The 16,076-nt window shown below is 65.1% G+C and carries 14 protein-coding genes and 1 pseudogene; 12 read left to right on the forward strand and 3 right to left on the reverse strand.

Features of this window, described 5'->3' with window-relative positions; translation table 11 throughout:
* Nucleotides 1–56 precede the first annotated feature (56 nt).
* A complete protein-coding gene (locus ACXR2U_RS00445) occupies nucleotides 57–1,472 on the forward strand; it encodes an ADP-ribosylglycohydrolase family protein (protein ID WP_458822934.1) in 1,416 nt (471 codons plus the stop codon).
* On the opposite strand, the gene ACXR2U_RS00450 is transcribed toward ACXR2U_RS00445, so the two are convergent.
* Nucleotides 1,456–2,352 carry a S66 peptidase family protein gene (locus ACXR2U_RS00450; protein ID WP_458822935.1) on the reverse strand — a complete coding sequence of 299 codons (897 nt, stop codon included), beginning with the start codon at nucleotides 2,350–2,352 and terminating at the stop codon, nucleotides 1,456–1,458. The genes ACXR2U_RS00445 and ACXR2U_RS00450 overlap by 17 nt on opposite strands.
* A 166-nt stretch (nucleotides 2,353–2,518) precedes the next feature.
* On the opposite strand from ACXR2U_RS00450, the gene ACXR2U_RS00455 reads away from it, so the two are divergent.
* The 4 genes from ACXR2U_RS00455 to ACXR2U_RS00470 all read left to right on the forward strand — a co-directional run bounded on the left by ACXR2U_RS00455 (nucleotide 2,519) and on the right by ACXR2U_RS00470 (nucleotide 4,242).
* Nucleotides 2,519–2,710 carry a hypothetical protein gene (locus ACXR2U_RS00455; protein WP_458822936.1) on the forward strand — a complete coding sequence of 64 codons (192 nt, stop codon included), beginning with the start codon at nucleotides 2,519–2,521 and terminating at the stop codon, nucleotides 2,708–2,710.
* Nucleotides 2,711–2,797: 87 nt separating this feature from the next.
* Nucleotides 2,798–3,214: a nitrogen fixation protein gene (locus tag ACXR2U_RS00460; RefSeq protein ID WP_458822937.1), complete on the forward strand. Its 417-nt coding sequence runs from the start codon at nucleotides 2,798–2,800 to the stop codon at nucleotides 3,212–3,214.
* Nucleotides 3,192–3,512, forward strand: a complete 321-nt coding sequence (locus ACXR2U_RS00465) for a hypothetical protein (RefSeq protein ID WP_458822938.1) — start codon at nucleotides 3,192–3,194, stop codon at nucleotides 3,510–3,512. The genes ACXR2U_RS00460 and ACXR2U_RS00465 overlap by 23 nt, the downstream gene beginning before the upstream one ends.
* A gap of 139 nt (nucleotides 3,513–3,651) precedes the next feature.
* Nucleotides 3,652–4,242 (forward strand): hypothetical protein, encoded by a 591-nt coding sequence (locus ACXR2U_RS00470; RefSeq protein ID WP_458822939.1) that lies wholly within the window; start codon nucleotides 3,652–3,654, stop codon nucleotides 4,240–4,242.
* A gap of 237 nt (nucleotides 4,243–4,479) precedes the next feature.
* Here the strand turns inward: ACXR2U_RS00470 and ACXR2U_RS00475 are convergent, their stop codons facing one another.
* Entirely contained in the window at nucleotides 4,480–5,325 is an 846-nt protein-coding gene (locus ACXR2U_RS00475; RefSeq protein WP_458822940.1) for an NgoMIV family type II restriction endonuclease, read from the reverse strand.
* A 123-nt stretch (nucleotides 5,326–5,448) separates the two neighbouring features.
* Here ACXR2U_RS00475 and ACXR2U_RS00480 point away from each other — a divergent pair, with 123 nt between their 5' ends.
* The 6 genes from ACXR2U_RS00480 to ACXR2U_RS00505 all read left to right on the forward strand — a co-directional run bounded on the left by ACXR2U_RS00480 (nucleotide 5,449) and on the right by ACXR2U_RS00505 (nucleotide 14,613).
* Nucleotides 5,449–5,829, forward strand: coding sequence for a very short patch repair endonuclease (locus ACXR2U_RS00480; protein ID WP_458823098.1), 381 nt, complete (start codon nucleotides 5,449–5,451; stop codon nucleotides 5,827–5,829).
* Between the two features lie 94 nt (nucleotides 5,830–5,923).
* A complete protein-coding gene (locus ACXR2U_RS00485; protein WP_458823099.1) occupies nucleotides 5,924–7,024 on the forward strand; it encodes a DNA cytosine methyltransferase in 1,101 nt (366 codons plus the stop codon).
* Nucleotides 7,025–8,239: 1,215 nt separating this feature from the next.
* Nucleotides 8,240–9,067 carry a NaeI family type II restriction endonuclease gene (locus ACXR2U_RS00490; RefSeq protein ID WP_458822941.1) on the forward strand — a complete coding sequence of 276 codons (828 nt, stop codon included), beginning with the start codon at nucleotides 8,240–8,242 and terminating at the stop codon, nucleotides 9,065–9,067.
* 176 nt (nucleotides 9,068–9,243) lie between these two features.
* Nucleotides 9,244–10,755 (forward strand): ATP-binding protein, encoded by a 1,512-nt coding sequence (locus ACXR2U_RS00495; protein ID WP_458822942.1) that lies wholly within the window; start codon nucleotides 9,244–9,246, stop codon nucleotides 10,753–10,755.
* Nucleotides 10,756–10,774: 19 nt separating this feature from the next.
* Nucleotides 10,775–11,728: a PD-(D/E)XK motif protein gene (locus ACXR2U_RS00500; protein WP_458822943.1), complete on the forward strand. Its 954-nt coding sequence runs from the start codon at nucleotides 10,775–10,777 to the stop codon at nucleotides 11,726–11,728.
* Nucleotides 11,725–14,613 carry a Z1 domain-containing protein gene (locus ACXR2U_RS00505; protein ID WP_458822944.1) on the forward strand — a complete coding sequence of 963 codons (2,889 nt, stop codon included), beginning with the start codon at nucleotides 11,725–11,727 and terminating at the stop codon, nucleotides 14,611–14,613. Before ACXR2U_RS00500 ends, ACXR2U_RS00505 begins: the two co-directional genes overlap by 4 nt.
* 163 nt (nucleotides 14,614–14,776) lie before the next feature.
* On the opposite strand, the pseudogene ACXR2U_RS00510 reads toward ACXR2U_RS00505, so the two are convergent.
* Nucleotides 14,777–15,022 (reverse strand): annotated as a pseudogene (locus tag ACXR2U_RS00510) (transposase); the annotation flags it as partial.
* A 200-nt stretch (nucleotides 15,023–15,222) separates the two neighbouring features.
* Between ACXR2U_RS00510 and ACXR2U_RS00515 the strand changes: the two are divergent.
* Nucleotides 15,223–16,050, forward strand: a complete 828-nt coding sequence (locus ACXR2U_RS00515) for a hypothetical protein (RefSeq protein WP_458822945.1) — start codon at nucleotides 15,223–15,225, stop codon at nucleotides 16,048–16,050.
* Nucleotides 16,051–16,076 lie beyond the last annotated feature (26 nt).

Here is a 16,076-nt window from a genome sequence, read left to right on the forward strand (position 1 = left end):
GGTCCTCCCTGTTATGGTCAGAGTGACCATAACAGCCGTTGACCCGGAGGTGCCCGATGGAGCTGACCACGTCACAGCGCGACCGCACGGCGGGAGTCCTGCTCGCCACGGCGGCCGGTGATGCCCTCGGCGCGCCGTACGAGTTCGGCCCGCCGCTCGCGCCCTCGGTGCCCGTGGCCATGACCGGCGGCGGGTCGTTCGGCTGGGAACCGGGCGAGTGGACCGACGACACGTCGATGGCCGTCGCGATCGCCGAACTCACCGCGGCCGGCCGGTCGTTGCTCGAGGTCGGCACGCAGGACGCCCTGGTCGCCCGGTGGGCGGGGTGGGCGCGCTCGGCGAAGGACGTCGGCAACCAGACCCGCGCCGTCCTCTCGGTCGACTCCCCCTCGGCCGCCACCGTCGGCGCGGCGGCACGCTCCCTGCACGAGCGCACCGGCCACACCGGCGGCAACGGCTCCCTCATGCGCACCGCGCCCGTCGCGCTCGCGTACCTCGACGATCCCGAGGCGCTGGTCGAGGCGGCGTCGACGATCTCGGCCCTCACCCACGTCGATCCGGACGCCGGCGAGGCCTGCGTGCTGTGGTGCCTGGCCATCCGCCACGCCGTGCTGACGGGTGGGCTCGACGTGCGGGTCGGCCTGTCCGCGCTCGCTCCTGACCGCGCCGCGGTGTGGCGTGAGCGCATCGAGGTGGCCGAGCGTTCCGTCCCGGCCGACTTCGCCCACAACGGCTGGGTGGTCGAGGCGTTCCAGGCCGCGTGGTGCGCGATCCACACCACCCCCGGCCTGGTCCCGGGCCTCGAGGCCGCGGTGCGCGGGGGCCGCGACACCGACACGGTCGCGGCCATCGCCGGCGGCCTGCTCGGCGCCGCCCACGGCGCCTCCGCCGTTCCCGCCGCCTGGCGCCGGATGCTTCACGGCTGGCCGGGCCTGCGCGCCCGCGACCTGGTCCAGCTCGGCGTGCGCACCGTCGGCGCCGGTTGGGGTGCGCCCGACTACGCCGGGTACGCCTCGCCCGAGGTCGTGCCCCACCCGTACGACGACGGCGTGCTGCTCGGCGGTGTGGCGGCCCTGGCCGCGTTGCCGCCGTCGGTCGACGCCGTGGTGTCGCTGTGCCGGGTCGACCCGGTGATGGTGCCGAGCACCGTTGCAGAGAGCAACCGTCTCGAGGTGTGGTTGGTCGACCGGCCGCAGCCGGCGGAGAACGAGAACCTGGAGTTCGTCGTCGCCGACACCGTCGAGGCCGTCCGGGCGTTGCGCGCCGAGGGTCGCATCGTGTTCCTGCACTGCGTCCAGGCCCAGGTCCGCACGCCGCTGATCGCCGCCGCCTACGGCGCCGCGGTCCGTGGTGTCCCGCTCGACACCGCCCTGGCCGACGTCGCCAGCGTCCTCCCCAGCGCCTCGCTCGGCCGGGTGGCACCGTTGGCCGCCCGCCTCTCCGCGAGCGAAACGATCAACCGGGGAAGGTGAGGGTCCGGGCGTCAACGTCCAGGGTGGCCGTCACGCCCAGCGGCACGGTGAGGTTGGGCGGTTCGTGGCCGAACGGTGCACCGAGCAACACCGGCACCCCGAGATCGCCGAGGCGCTCGGCCAGGACATCCTCGACACCGTCGCACCCGCGCCACGAACCGCCGACGATGCCGGCCACGCCGTCGAGGTAGCCCGACCGCCGCAGCTGGGTGAGCATCCGATCGACCCGGTAGGCGGTCTCACCGACGTCTTCCAGCAGCAGGATCCCGGCGTCCGCCGATCGCGAGGTCGGGGTGCCGATCGATGCGGCCAATACGGTGAGGTTGCCGCCGAGCGTGACGCCGGTGTCGGTTCCGCGCTGTAGCGGCCGGGCGCCGGGGAACGTCATCAACGTCGGTGGCGCCATCAGTGCATCGAGCAACGATCGCCAGCTGACGTCGTCGGGCGGGACGTTGCTCGCCACACACGGGCCGTGCAGGCTCACCCAGCCGAGGTGGACGGCGAGCGCTTCGTGCAGCGCGGTGACGTCGGAGAAGCCGACGACGTGCTTCGGCTCGACGCGTGCGAGCCGCGGCCAGTCGACCAGGTCGACCGCGCGGTGCGCGCCGTACCCGCCGCGGGCACAGAACACGGCGCGGATGTCGTCGTCGAGCAGGGCGTTGGTGAGGTCCGCGGCGCGGCCGGCGTCGGATCCGGCGAGGTAGGGGCGCGCGCTGCCGCCGTCGTACACCGAGGGGAACACGACGACCTCGAACCCGGCCCCTCGCAGCCGGTCCACCGCGGCGGCCAGCCGGTCGGGGAGCACCACCCCGCTCGGGGCGACGATCGCCACGCGGTCACCCGGACGCAACAACGGTGAGCGGCGCAACGGAGCGGTCACCGCCGGTTCCCGAGACCGATGATCACGTCCCGATGTTGCCGTATCGGCGCCGCGAGATCGTCGCGCGCCCGAACGGGCACAGGGCCGCGAGCACCGTTGACGTCTCCAGCTGAGCGGGTCGACAGTCGAGGCATCCCCCCTCGACTTCGACACCACGGAGTGGATCATGAGCGAACCAGGCAGGGAGATCACCGCAGCCGAGCTCACCAAGGCCGCGTTCTCGGGCGTGCTGGCCGCCCTCAAGGAGCAGGACTTCGCGCTGGAGAAGTTCCCCGGCCCGATCCTCGCCGGCATCATCGCGTGGCCGGAGCTCAGCCAGTTCCGCGAGGGCGCCGCGGGCTCGGTCAGGGAAGGCTGACGCCCCGTGTCCGCCCGCTCCGGGAGCGGACACCCGCGGGACCGCCCGCTCCTGTGCCCGAGCGCGGAACCGGCCGCGGACAGCGTCGTGTTCGCCGTGCGCGGCGAGAGCGACGACCGCGGCGCCTCGATGCGCTACCTCGACCGCGTCGTACCGGTCACCGCCGAACTCCTCGCGCTCGCCGAGCCCGTCGACCCCCGCCAGGTGTTCCGCTTCGGCGGCCCTTGCGCCGAAGGCGGGTGCCGGCACTTCGACGGCCAACAGTGCGGGCTCGGCGGTCAGGTGGCCACCGAACTCGACCCGGTGGTCGACACGCTGCCGCGGTGCCACCTGCGGGGTTCCTGCCGCTGGTTCGCCGAACGCGGCGGCGCGGCGTGCCTGCGCTGCCCCGTCGTCGTGACGATGCGCGTGGCCGCCGACGACGCCTACGTCCACGCCGTGCAACCGCGCGGCGAGACCCCCACACACGATGAGGTGAACCATGACCACGTACACCGAGAGTGACCGCCGCGCGTTGAGCGACGAACAGATCCAGGTGCTCGCCGCACTCGAGGGCGACCTCGGCCACGAGGTGGACCGGCTGCTGCGCGAACGCGGGATCCCCGTGCGCGTCAGTTCCATCCAGTTCGTCCCGACCGCCGCGGCGAGCTCCTCCGACGACGGCACGGCCGGTGCCGAGTTCGACGAGCCGCCGACCAAGATGCCCCCGCCCGGCGGGGTCTACATCTGCTGGCAGGAGGTCGAGGGTGGGCCGTGGATCTGTGTCTGCGGGGCGCCGGAAGTGCTGAGCTCGGGCGGCTGAGTGACGCTGCCCGGCAACGGTTGCGTCAGGTCGGCGTGAACGGGAGGGAACGGCGAGGGCGCCACCCGGGGTAGCGTCAAGGTCGAGAACCACCCGAGCGGGTCCACCAGGGCGACGCCATTTCGATGAAGGGCCCCACGTGCCGTCACCCGGCGTCCAGGTCTGTCCGTTCCACTCCGACGAGATCGTGCGGCCCATCCGCACGGCGAGCGAGACCGCCGAGTACACCTACCGCTGCGAGCGCAAGAACCACCCGGTGAAGGGCCCGTTCGAGTGGCCGTTCGTCCCCGAACCCGAGCGGGCCTCGGGCGACACCATGAAGCTCGGCCTCGACGTCGAACTGCCCCTCGCGGTCGCCACGGCGGTCGAGGAGGCCGGGCAGGACTGGGTCGAGTACGGCCTGGTCGAGCGCGCCTACGCCCTCGCCCACCCGGCCGAGTGGGCGAAGATCCTCTCGAAGTTCGACCACACCGAGTACCACGACGCGGACAAGATCACCCGCGCCGACCTGCCGTACACCGCGAGCATGTACCTCGCCCGCACCCTCGGCGCCCTCTCCGGCACCGGCCGTCTCGGCCACCGCAGCTTCCCGGGCACCGGGCGGTGGGCGTACAACAACCCGATCTCCTTCTACGGCCTCCCCGGCGCCGACCCCTTCGGCCCCGTGGCGACGTGGGAGGACGCCGGCGTCAAGATGTCCGACTACATGCCCGCGGACCGCCCGAAGTGACGAAGCAATTCCGTTGGTCGTGACCCTCGTCGAGCGGACCGAGATACACGAGCAGGAACAAAGCGGTTTAGGAATGCGCGAATCGTTTATGTCGCTACTTATCTGCGCGCGACGTCACCACCGTCCACCGACGCCTTTGACAAGGGCATAGCCACTAAGCCTATTATTTGCTTGAAGTGCTCGGGCGGGAACGGCACAGCGCACTCCATTCTGACGAGCACAGCGGCACGCAACGCGTCAACTGATTTCGGTCAGTAGAGCTTCGTAGTCACGCAAACGACCCTGTGAGACCATCCGCTCGATACTGTCTCGCTGTTGGCGAGATGACTTGGTTCCTTTCTGCTTCATGAGATCCTGCGCAGCGTCACGCAGCTCGGGCAGCGCAAGGTGATAGACACAGTCGATCGAGCCAGACCCGTAAGCCAACAACCGCAGCATCGCTGGCCTCGGTTCCATCGTGAGAGTGGCGTAATGCGGCATGCGACCTCGCCGATTTGCAACGAGCTTGGCTCCCTGGGCGAGACAGTCCTGAGCACGATCGGTTCGTAACGACCATTTGCACGAGAGCCCGGCAATCAACTTCGGCCGATCCGACTGCGTTGCGATGGTGATGTCAAGCTTCAGGAGCGACTCCTCAGGAGCCATAAGTATTAGCTCTGCAGCCAGATCTTGGTCGCTCTGCGCCTGGCTCAACGCCGCTGCAAGAACGAACCGGGCGTCCTCGACTGCCGCCTGCGGTTCGATCGATGACAGAAGAAGCATCGCCCGCTCAATCGCGGTGGTAGATCCATCGTAACTTGAGCGGAAGCGATCAAAGACTCCCAGGTGACGATACTGCTCGAATGAGCGGATCAATTGCGAGCGCCGAACAACAAATGCGGGGAATGCCTGCGCGATCTGAGAAGCAGTCAGTTCCTCGAGCTTTAACCCGACTCCTTTGACTTCCGGCACATGCTTCTCAACCCCGAGCCTGGCAAATAAGGCATGCCCCCAAGCGATCGAACCCGGGTCGCCGGCGTCTGATATTGAAGGTGCTCCGGTCTCGCGGTATCCGCACAGCGAAGCGGCGAACGAGGCCGTCATGACACGAGATACTTCCATGCAGGTCCAACGCCCACCAACCCCGGCGACTGTCGCCGAGACAGCCGACGTCAGACTCCTCGGGTGTTGGATCCGACCCCTAGCAGCGACGCCGTCCGGGTTCGCATGGCACGCCAACGGCATACGGGCACGGGTCCCGAGATGCTCTTGAGGCGCGAGCTGCACCGACGGGGCTTGCGGTACCGCGTTCACAGCCCTCTACCGGTCCTCGGCCTCGGCCGCCGTCGTGCCGACCTCCTCTTCACCCGCCGTCGGGTCGCGGTCTTTGTCGACGGCTGCTTCTGGCACGCCTGTCCCGTTCACGGCACCGCCCCCAAGGCCAACAAGGAGTGGTGGGCCATCAAGCTCCGGTCGAACGTTCAGAGGGACCGTGACACCGACGAGCGCCTCGTGAACGCGGGGTGGACGGTCCTGCGGTTCTGGGAGCACGAAGACGCGGTGGGTGCGGCGGACGTCATCGAGCAGGCCGTGCGGCCCGCGTCGTGAGGGTCTCGGTCCGGCGTGCCGGCGACTCGATGTCGCACGTACGTTCTACGATCTCCGGGTGGTGAGCGCAGAGGTGACCGAGGCCGCTCCGAGCATGATCGACCTGTTCGCAGGCTGCGGCGGCATGACCGCCGGGTTCACCTCACAGGGGTACAGCTCGCAGCTCGCGGTCGAGTGGGACCCGGCCGCGTCCGCCACCTTCGCGGCGAACTTCGGCGACCACATCTACTGCGGCGACATCGCGGGGCTCGACGAGTCGTTGATCCCGGAGGTCGACGTCGTCATCGGCGGCCCGCCCTGCCAGGGCTTCTCGAACCTCGGGAACCGGGTATCGACGGATCCGCGCAACAAGCTGTGGCAGCAGTACGTCCGCGTGGTGCAGGCCGCACGGCCCAAGGTGTTCGTCATCGAGAACGTCGATCGGTTCCTGACCTCCGGCGAGTTCACGTTGCTGCAGGACATGGTCGACGGCGGGCCTCTCGACGAGTACGAGATCCGCTTCGGCGTCCTCAACGCCGCCGACTTCGGTGTGCCCCAGCGCCGGCGCCGCACCATTGTCATCGGCAGCCGCGTCGGCCCGCTCGAGCTGCCTACGCCGACGCACTCGCGGACGGCGACCGGCGGGCTCAAGCCGTGGTCGACGGTGCGCGACGCCTTCGACGGAATCCCGCTGCACACCTCCACCACGGAGATCCCGGACTCGTGGACGAGCTTCGTCGACGTCGCTGGCCACGAGTTCACCGAGCGGGGCATTTTCAAAGAGCCCGACCTGCACTTCGGCCGCCGGCCGACGCCGCTGTCGTTGGCTCGGTACGACTGCGTGCCGCCCGGCGGCGGGCGGTTCGACCTGCCCGATGAGCTGCTGCCACGCTGCTGGCGGGACAAGCCGACTGGAACGACCGACGTCCTGGGGCGGATGCGCTGGGACGCGCCCTCGCTGACGGTGCGCACGGAGTTCTTCAAGCCGGAGAAGGGACAGTACCTGCACCCGCAGTGGGAGGCGAAGCGCTCGGCGCACCGGATCAACCGCGTTATCACGCACCGCGAAGCGGCTCGCTTGCAGACCTTCCCTTCCGACTTCCTCTGGTGCGGGACAAAGATCGAGATTGCCAAGCAGATCGGCAACGCCGTGCCTGCGCGACTCGCCGCTGCGATCGCGGCACATATCAGGCCGGCAGTCGGCCTGGGAGTCTGACCTGGCGAGCGGCAGGTCACCGAGTGGTAGCCGTCCTGCCGCGCGGGCCGCCGCGGCTGGCCCTAAAGTGCTGACGTGGCGATCCCGACGGCCGACCTCTTCTTAGGAAGCGGTGGGCGGAGCGCAGGCCACCAAAGGTTTGCCTTCGTAGTCGGGGGCGAAGTGGAGTGCGCCCCAATCACATCATCAACTGACTCCGCCAACTTTGGCGGCCAGGTGCTGACCGTGACGGAAGTGCGGAATCTGTCCGCCTCAAACTTTCCGCCCACCGGTGTGCCAGCTGCAGCCGTACCTCTCAAGAGCCCGGCCGGCACACCGCCCGCTGGCGGCCCAATCACCGCGTCACAATGGGCCGGGATACCTAGGCTTGTTTCTGACGTGCGGCTGAACGTCCAAATTCTGAAGTTTAACGATGTTGAGTCGTGCAAAAGGCGGTTCTACTGTCTCCTCAACTCCTTCGTGGCTGGAGAGCAGCCCAGCTACGCAATTGCAGACGAATACTCTGCCGCGACCGACTTCAGGCGGGCTCAAGATCAGCGCCAGCATCTACTTGTAGGGTGTAGGACCTCAGACCCACCTCTACCGTTCGATTCTCGCTTGAGTGCAGTAGACATTGCTCCTTATTATATTGTCTGCGAAGCAGCGAGTGATCTACGGAACGCAGCAACAACGGCATCACGGATGATTGGCGTCACTTATGAGCGCCCGAGAAGCGGTCTCAAGATTCCTGTTGCTGGCCAGCTCGCGGCACAAGTCGAACGCAACCTCACCCGAATTTCACAGGAAGTCCGTGGCCCGCAGCGATGTGAGATGGGTGTGCCGGTGCCGCAGGTTCCGCCGAATTCGTGTAGCAATGGGCACAGGGGCTTGATCACAACAGACCCGCACAGCACCAGTCTTCCTGCAGTCGATAAGACCTTCTGCCTTCTCGAGGCTGCGCGAGTACAAGCCTTGCCTCACACGTACGCCTGGCACGATGCGCGGCAGCGGCTCCAGCACGACGAACAAGACGGGCCATCAACGCTCTTCGAGATTAAATCGGCGTCATCGCCGGCTGAGAAGGCTCCTCCGCCTAAAGTCGGCACTAGGGGGTCGTCTAACGGGCAGCCACGACGACGTGGACACTCTGTTCACGGCCCCGGCATGCCCTGCTCAGACTATCGAAATAATAGGCATCTACTTGAGACACCGGACGAGGACCACGAACTGCAAAAGGTGACTTCCTGGCTCTTGGCGAAGCCCGACTTGGTCGAATTGATTGGTGATGCCATAGAGGATTCGGTCTACTATGTGCTTGATAGTGCACGCACTGGTAGATTCGATCTATATGACGAGGCCGTCGACAGCGACGAAAGACGCACGGTTGGGACCAAGCTGCAGTATCACTTGATTGATAATTTTGAGCTGATGAAGAGTCGTCACCCTGACACTCATATAGAGGGGGTTGGAGTCGAGATAAAGGGCACGACCCGCGACAACTGGGCGATTCCTAAAGAAGGCCACTGCGGGGTCACTCTGCTCGTCAAGGTGGATGCAAGGCAGTGGCGGCACCAAGCCTTCATGATGCGCGCACATCGCGTTTGGCTCCGACCAGGAAAGAACGGCGACGGCAAGCGAGGCGTTGCGACCCAAGCGTTGGAGGACTACGCAATTGACCTTTTCGGATGGCGCACCCTTAGACCTAACCCGCTGAGGGACTTAACAGTTAGCCAACTTGCCATAGTATTTGGTAGTGGCGGTCAGGAATCACGTTTTGCCGAGCTCTTCCGATTTGCACCGCGAACTGTTATCCAGCGTGGGGTACTGATGACAGTCGGAGCCGATCGAGCCGATCCGATGAGGCGAGTTCGAGCGACCAGAAAGAGAATCTACCCCGATGGGCTCGCACTTCTCTGTGGGAAATTCCCGGAGCAAAGACAGCTGGCGTCGCTAATGGACTTCGATCTGGCGGGCGCCGCCTGGGTTGCTGTGCGCTGGGACGAGATCCTTGGGCATGGCTCACTGAGTGACAAGGTAATACGCGCGATCAGCGCGGATCTGTAAGGAGGAGTAGACCCGAGCGTTCGGACCGTCCACAAAAGTCGGTTTTGGTTAGTGCGGGCCAGAGTCCCGAGTTGAACTTGTCCTACTAGCACGATCTGCCCGACCCGAGTACTCGACCATTTTGAGCAATTATAGCCAGCCCGTCGCGTACGGCGGCGGCGAGAAGGAGCGATGTGGTGGCAGACCACGAGCAATTCGACGTGGTCGAGCAACGCCGGGTGCCGCCAGACCAGGGCCTAACGGCGGCGATGTCGTCGCGGCACGTGTTTCACACCGCTGTGGCCGACCTTGTAGACAACAGCGTCGACGCCGGCGCGTCGACCGTGCATGTGCGGGTCGTGGTCCGCGCGGACAGACTGCAGCGGGTAGTAATCGGCGACAACGGCCAAGGGATGGACTCGGCGCAGGTCGACGCAGCCATGACCCTCGGGAAACCCAAAGTGACGGCGAAACCGTCCCTGGGTCATTTCGGTGTTGGCCTGAAGTCGGCCTCGTTCAGCCAGGCCGAGACTCTGACCGTACTGACCCACCGCGCGGGCGGAGCAGCCGAGGGTCGACGTATGCGTCGTAGCCAGGTCGAGGGGTTCGTGTGCGACGTCCTCGAATCCGCGCAGGTGGAGGCGGACCTCGAGTCTCCTCTCCCGGGCCTGAACGCTGATCACGGCACAGTCGTGCGGTGGGACGAGCTGCGGAAGGTGCCCCGCGGCGGTCGGACCGCCACGGACGCACGTCTGGACGCCATGCAGCGAACCACGTTCCGCCATCTCGGTGTGGTATTCCATCGCCTTCTGACCGCAGAACGTCTGACATTAACGTGGGATGTTCTGGACGATGATCTTGGCGAGGTGGGCGCCAGGATGCGACTGCATGCCATCGACCCCTTCGGGCATCCTCACGCAGCCCGAAGGGGGTACCCACTAGAGATGCGGGCAGACGTGCGTGGTCAGATTTTGCCACTGAGTTGCACTATCTGGCCTGCGCGCTCGGACAACCCCGGATTCCAAATAGGCCGCGGTAGTCCCGACCGGTACCAGGGTCTGTACATCTATCGAAACGACCGGCTGCTGTCCTACGGCGGATGGCACGAGACCACGAGTGAGGATCGCCGGAAACGCCTCGCCCGCGTCGCCGTCGACGTCACGGGCCTCGACGACCTGGTCCAGATGTCCGCCGAAAAGGACTCTGTCGACCTCGGACCCGACCTCGTCACGGCAATCGCGACAGCGGACGACGGCCACGGGACCACGTTCGACGACTACATCGCAGCCGCGGAGGCCGTCTTCGCGAAGTCGAACGCTCGTACCCCGGCGCTCCCGCCGGTCCTTCCGCCGGGTGCGGGGATCGATCCACGAGTGAAACGTGCTGTATCCAGCGAGGCGACGATCCATCGGGGCAAAAAGCCACTGGAGATCCGATGGGCCCGGTTTGACGGCACGGACCGCTTCGTCGAAATCGACCGCAAGGAGGGTGTCCTATGGTTGAACTCGTGGTTCCGACCAGCCCTGCTCAGCGGAAGGCGGGGTGGACTGAACGACGTTCCGATGGTGAAGGCACTCCTATATCTACTCTACGAAGACGTCATGAAGGGCGCCGCGGTCGGCGCTAAGGAACGGGCCTTGCTGGACTACTGGGACGAGGTGCTCGCCTCGGCCGCTGAAGCCGAGGAGAGCAGATTTCGTGACGAGTAGGACCCGCATTTTGCCCACGGTGGAGGCGATCGAGGCGTATTGGGACACCGCGACGCGAGGGTCGATCACAGTGTCAGGGTCACCCGTGGTGTGGTTCGTGATCGACCCTGCCGAGGATGTGTTGGCCCTCCGGGTGGTCGCCGATGCCGATCGACCTCAGGTGGACGAGCGACGTCGCGTGTCCGTCGTCGTGTTCTCAGCAGCGGGCGTGCGCTACATGGAGATGCGACTCGTCGTTAAACAGGGACTGCCGGAAGCGGTGGCGTTGCTGGGAGCCGTGGCCGACCGAATCCAGCTGAACGGAAGTTCCTTCTCAGATGCGGTGCAGCGCGCGCTCGCTGCATATGGACACCTGCTGGCACGTCCCGACCGGCTGTCGGAGGAGCAGGAAATCGGCCTAATCGCCGAGCTCGCCACGCTGAGAGCACTCATGCGCTCAGGGCCGGTTTCCAGTGCGGTGGACATGTGGGTCGGGACGGCCTCCGAGGAGCACGACTTCCGGCTCCCAGCGTCTGATCTAGAGGTGAAGTGCACCAGATCCGAGCATCCTGCACACTGGATATCCAGCGCCACGCAGATGGTGCCTTCCTCAGGCCGAGCACTTCACCTATTGTCGGTCCAGGTGACCGCGGGAACACGGGACATCGGCGTGACCCTGCCCCGTTTGGCGGACCTCGCCATTGACGACGCAGGGTCGAGGGGCGGCGATGTAGTCCATCACCTACAGCCGTTGTACCAGCGCGAGGACGAGCCGCAATACACCCAGGCTTGGTCGCTGCGGGCCACACCCGCCTTCTACGTCGTGGACGACAAGTTCCCGGCGATCACGCCACGCCGGCTCCAGAACTCGGTACCCCGGTCGGAGCTCCTGCTAGAGGTCCGTTATCGCGTGGACCTTAGCGGTCTAGAACCAACCGATCCTCTGTTCCCGTTGATCGGACTGACCCTCACCACAGAGGCGGCTACGCAATGAGCGACGAATGGTTCGGCCCGTCCCTCCAGGCCGTGCTACGCGGAATCTCCGGTGGTGCGCCGAGGAAACTACTTCCGCGTCTAGAGGTCGAGGCCGAAGAAGCCGGGGCAGCCTTCGGCGTAGATCAACTAGCCGCATTGCTGCGTCACGCCACCGACGACAACGTCGGCCTGCGCGAGGCCGGCCTGGCGCTGAGCAGATGGGACTGCGCTCCCGTTGAGGAGGCGTGGACCGAAGGCACCCCCGCAAGTACGACGGCGCGCCGCGCTCTCATCCACCGCCTCCTTGGAACCACTGGGCGGGTGGCAGAGATTCTCGACGAACGCAGGCCGGCCCTGCAGCGCCACGACATCGTCGTTGCCAACCGGTACACCCCCTGGTACACCGCGGCCCGCGCAGCCGAGCGATCGTTCTATTGGCCGCGGTACGAGAGTTACTTGCTCGATAAGAAGGAGTGGCGTGAGGACACTGTAGCCCGGCTCGACGCGACCTGCTCCGACATTGTCCGGCGGCTGGCAGACCCCACATCGAGCGATCTCTATCAGACCAAGGGACTGGTAGTCGGACACGTGCAGTCCGGCAAGACGGCCAACTTCACCGGCGTGGTCGCCAAGGCCATCGACGCAGGTTATCGGCTCGTGATCATAATGACTGGCACCATCGAGTTGCTCCGCAGCCAAACTCAACGCCGCATCGATATGGAGTTGGTTGGTCGGCAAAACATTGTAGGCGCCATGACGGACGAGGAGGCCGTAGCCGCAAGGGTCGACTACCAAGACGATATCGACTGGCTCAGCGGGCGATTCCTCGATCTCGGGACTCGCGAGGGAAAGCCGCGTATCAACAGGCTCACCAGCCGTGATCATGACTACGTGCAGCAGTTCCTAACGCTGACTCCGGAACGTATTCACTCTGATAAACCGATGTGGCATCCCGACAATCTCTACCCGTCCGGGGCGCGACTCGTGATCACCAAGAAGAACCACGATGTACTAGGCAAGCTCGTTGACGACATTCGGCACAACAGGGATACGTTCACGGAACTCCCCGTGCTCATCATCGATGACGAGTCCGACCAGGCATCGGTGAATACCGTCGACCCCGAGAAAGTCAAGAAGGCTCGATCCGAAGGTAAAGATGTTGCCGACCGTAAAGCCATTAACGGTCATATCGCCGAAATGCTTAAGCTGATGCCTCGGGCTCAATACATAGGCTACACTGCAACACCGTTCGCAAATGTGTTCGTCGACCCCGCCGATACCGCAGATATTTTCCCGAAGGACTTTGTTATCGGCCTTGAGCCTCCAAATGGGTACATGGGAGTCGAACGTTTTAGCGACCTCGACGGCGCCGAAGACCCAACGTCTTACCGAAAGTCCAATGTCAAAGCGCATGTGCGCGATCTCAACGCTGGCGACGAGGAGGTTGACAAGCAGCTCGAGGAGCTTCGTATCGCGGTGCGTATGTACGTGCTCACAGGCGCTGTCAAACTGCACCGTGCGGCTCGACATCCAGAGATCAAGTTCCGGCACCACACGATGCTGGTGCACGAGTCAGTCAAAATGGCCGACGCCCGTGACCTGCGAACCGAGATCATGCGCCTTTGGCGGGAGGAGGCGTTCACCCAACCACGGTCGCTGAGGGCCCTGCGCGACTTGTACGAGACAGATGTAAAGCCTGTGATTGAGGCCCGCGCCGAGGGTCGGATGATGCCCGCACCGGACTTCGACGACCTAAGAGACTATGTCGGTGACGCGGTTGCACGGATGACCGCTGACAGCGGCCATCCCGTTATTCTCGTCAACAGCGACAAGGACATCCAGAATCAGCAAGAGGTCTTAAACTTCGACACACACGACACTTGGCGCATTCTAGTCGGTGGCACCAAACTAAGTAGGGGATTCACAGTCGCTGGCCTTACGGTCACATACTTCCGGCGAGCGACCAATCTTGGTGCCGCGTTGACTCAAATGGGCCGCTGGTTTGGATTTCGTGAGGGCTACGAAGATCTGACTCGCGTGTACATCGCACGTAAGGCCCGGATTGGCAAGAAGGAGGTCGACCTGCTGGATGCGTTCGACGGAATCGCACGTGACGAGCGAGCGTTTCGAGCGCAGCTTGAACAGTATGCCGGGTTCGACGAGGACGGCAACCCACTGCTCACGCCACTGCAGCTCCGGCCGCTCGTGTATCAGCACCTGGACTGGCTTCTGCCCGATGCGAAGAGCAAGATGATACATGCCCGGCTCACCACCCGCCGTGAAAATCCCCTTCCATTAAATGGTCTAGCCGCTGGCCGTGGAGCCGCATCGTTGGAAGCGTGGAAGCCAGCATTCAAGGTTCTCGATCTTAGTACCGATCCGGTTCGCTTCGTGGGCCGGCGTAGGCCATTTGCCGCGCGCATCGGTATTCTGGATGCATCGAACGTGGTCGAGTCGATCGTTTCTACGCCGCTCACCGATGCATCACGGCAGAATCTCGTCGACCCGACGCTGAAGTTCTACAGACAGCTGATTAAAGACGGTCTGCTGGAAGATTTTCTCGTTCTCGCGCCACAACTCGACACCGGACTGGGGACCTTCGATTGCGGGGAGCAGTCATTCTACGTTGTGCGAAGAGCTATTCGTGTCGAGCGCGGAGTGTTCGGAGAAATTTCAGACCCAAACCATCGCAATACGCTTGAGGGATTTGTGGAAAAGTCCGCTCACATCGACCGCGAGCTTGCCGCTTTGCGACTCCCAACCCGCGGCGCCATGTTCCTGTACGTCATGCAGGAAAGGTCGAGTGCGGAGCGGTACGCCGGGGTTCAGCTATACGTGCCCGCGCTGCTCGTCCCGAGGGGATCGCGCGTCCTAACCTTTGAGGTTCGGATGCCGGTCGAGTAGCCGCATCACGAGCCGGCGCATGGGGGGACGCGCGCATCCACCAGCTCCGGTCACGCAAGCTGTGTTCGCGAACTCTGGTACCTCCACGTCGTCCAGTCGCGTCGCGTCATCGACCACTAACTCGCAGACCACGCCCAGTACGGCGTCACTGATGTATGCCAGCTCATCGCAGAAGAGGGTTTAGTCGCGGTCTGAAGCCGCCGGCGTCAAGCAGGGCGCGGGTGATGAGTTGGCGGGGTTGCGGAAGCCGAGGGCGGTGCCCCGCTGCCGCTCGAAGCGGCCGTTGATCGCCTCGGTCGAGCCGTTGCTGGTATCGGGCCGGTCGAAAGTAGGCCAGCACGTCGGCCGCTCGCCCCTTGGGGGTGCGGCCGAGAGTGGTCAGCCCAGTAGGCGGCTTCGGGACGCCGCTGCCGCTCTCGGCGGAGTTCCGGACATACCAGGGCGTTCCAGACAGTAAATCGCACAACATCGTGCCGGACGTGATCTGGCGTCGTACGTCGCTAGCCTCGCACTATGTCGGAGGATGATCCGTATTCCGAGTTCGGCTCTGCTCTGACGCGCCTCGAGGGGCTTTGAGATGCAGTCGCTCGACAGACGGATGGCGAGTCGGTGTTCGAGGCGATACAGCACCTGACGTTGGCCGCGGCTCGCTGTTACGGGGGTCGGCCCCGTGCCACGGCCGGGCGGGGCGCGCGTGGACGGATTCTGGCCCGCCTGCAGTCGCGGCTCGGCGACTGGATCGCCGGCGACGAGCTGGCCGCGGTCTCCGGGATTGGCGAGTGGGCTCGTCGGGTCCGCGAACTTCGGCTCGAGCAGGGCTTTCGGATCGAAGAGCAGGACGGCATGTACCGGTTGCTCGAGGCGGACCCGGATACAGACGCTGCACGACGCTGGCACAGTTCGAGCGCAATTCGGCGCGGTGGCGGCACTGCACGCGATCGAGTCCTCACCTTGCTGTCCGATCCGATCGGGGGTGTATTTCGCGGTAGCGAGTTGTCATATGTCGCGGGTGGCCGTGACGCCTTGCCGTTGGTGCGCGAGCTGCGTGACGGCGAGGGGCTACCGATCGACTCGGCCTTGGACTGCCGCGACCTGCACGGGGATCAGTTCCGACTGCTCTCGCTGGACCTTGCTGACCGGCGCGACAGTCTCCAAGGCCTGTTCCCCGAGTCGGTGCGAGCACAGGTCTTTCGGCGTGACGATTACACCTGTTGGCGCTGCCACCGCGACAGGGTCGCAGCAGACCACGGCGAGGTCTTCTATCTGCAGGTTCATTACCTGCACGCCCCCACCGAGGATCTCGAACAGCTGCCGATTGCGCAGCTGCAGGACCTGGCGGCCTTGGCAACGTACTGCCGCCGATGTCTGCGCGAGGCGCAGACGGCGGACCGACGTGCCAAACGGCGCGGCCAGGCGTCGTCGGCCACGGAGGGCTGACCCCCGCACCCACACGAGAACACTCT

Source organism: Jatrophihabitans sp. YIM 134969, from assembly GCF_054456675.1.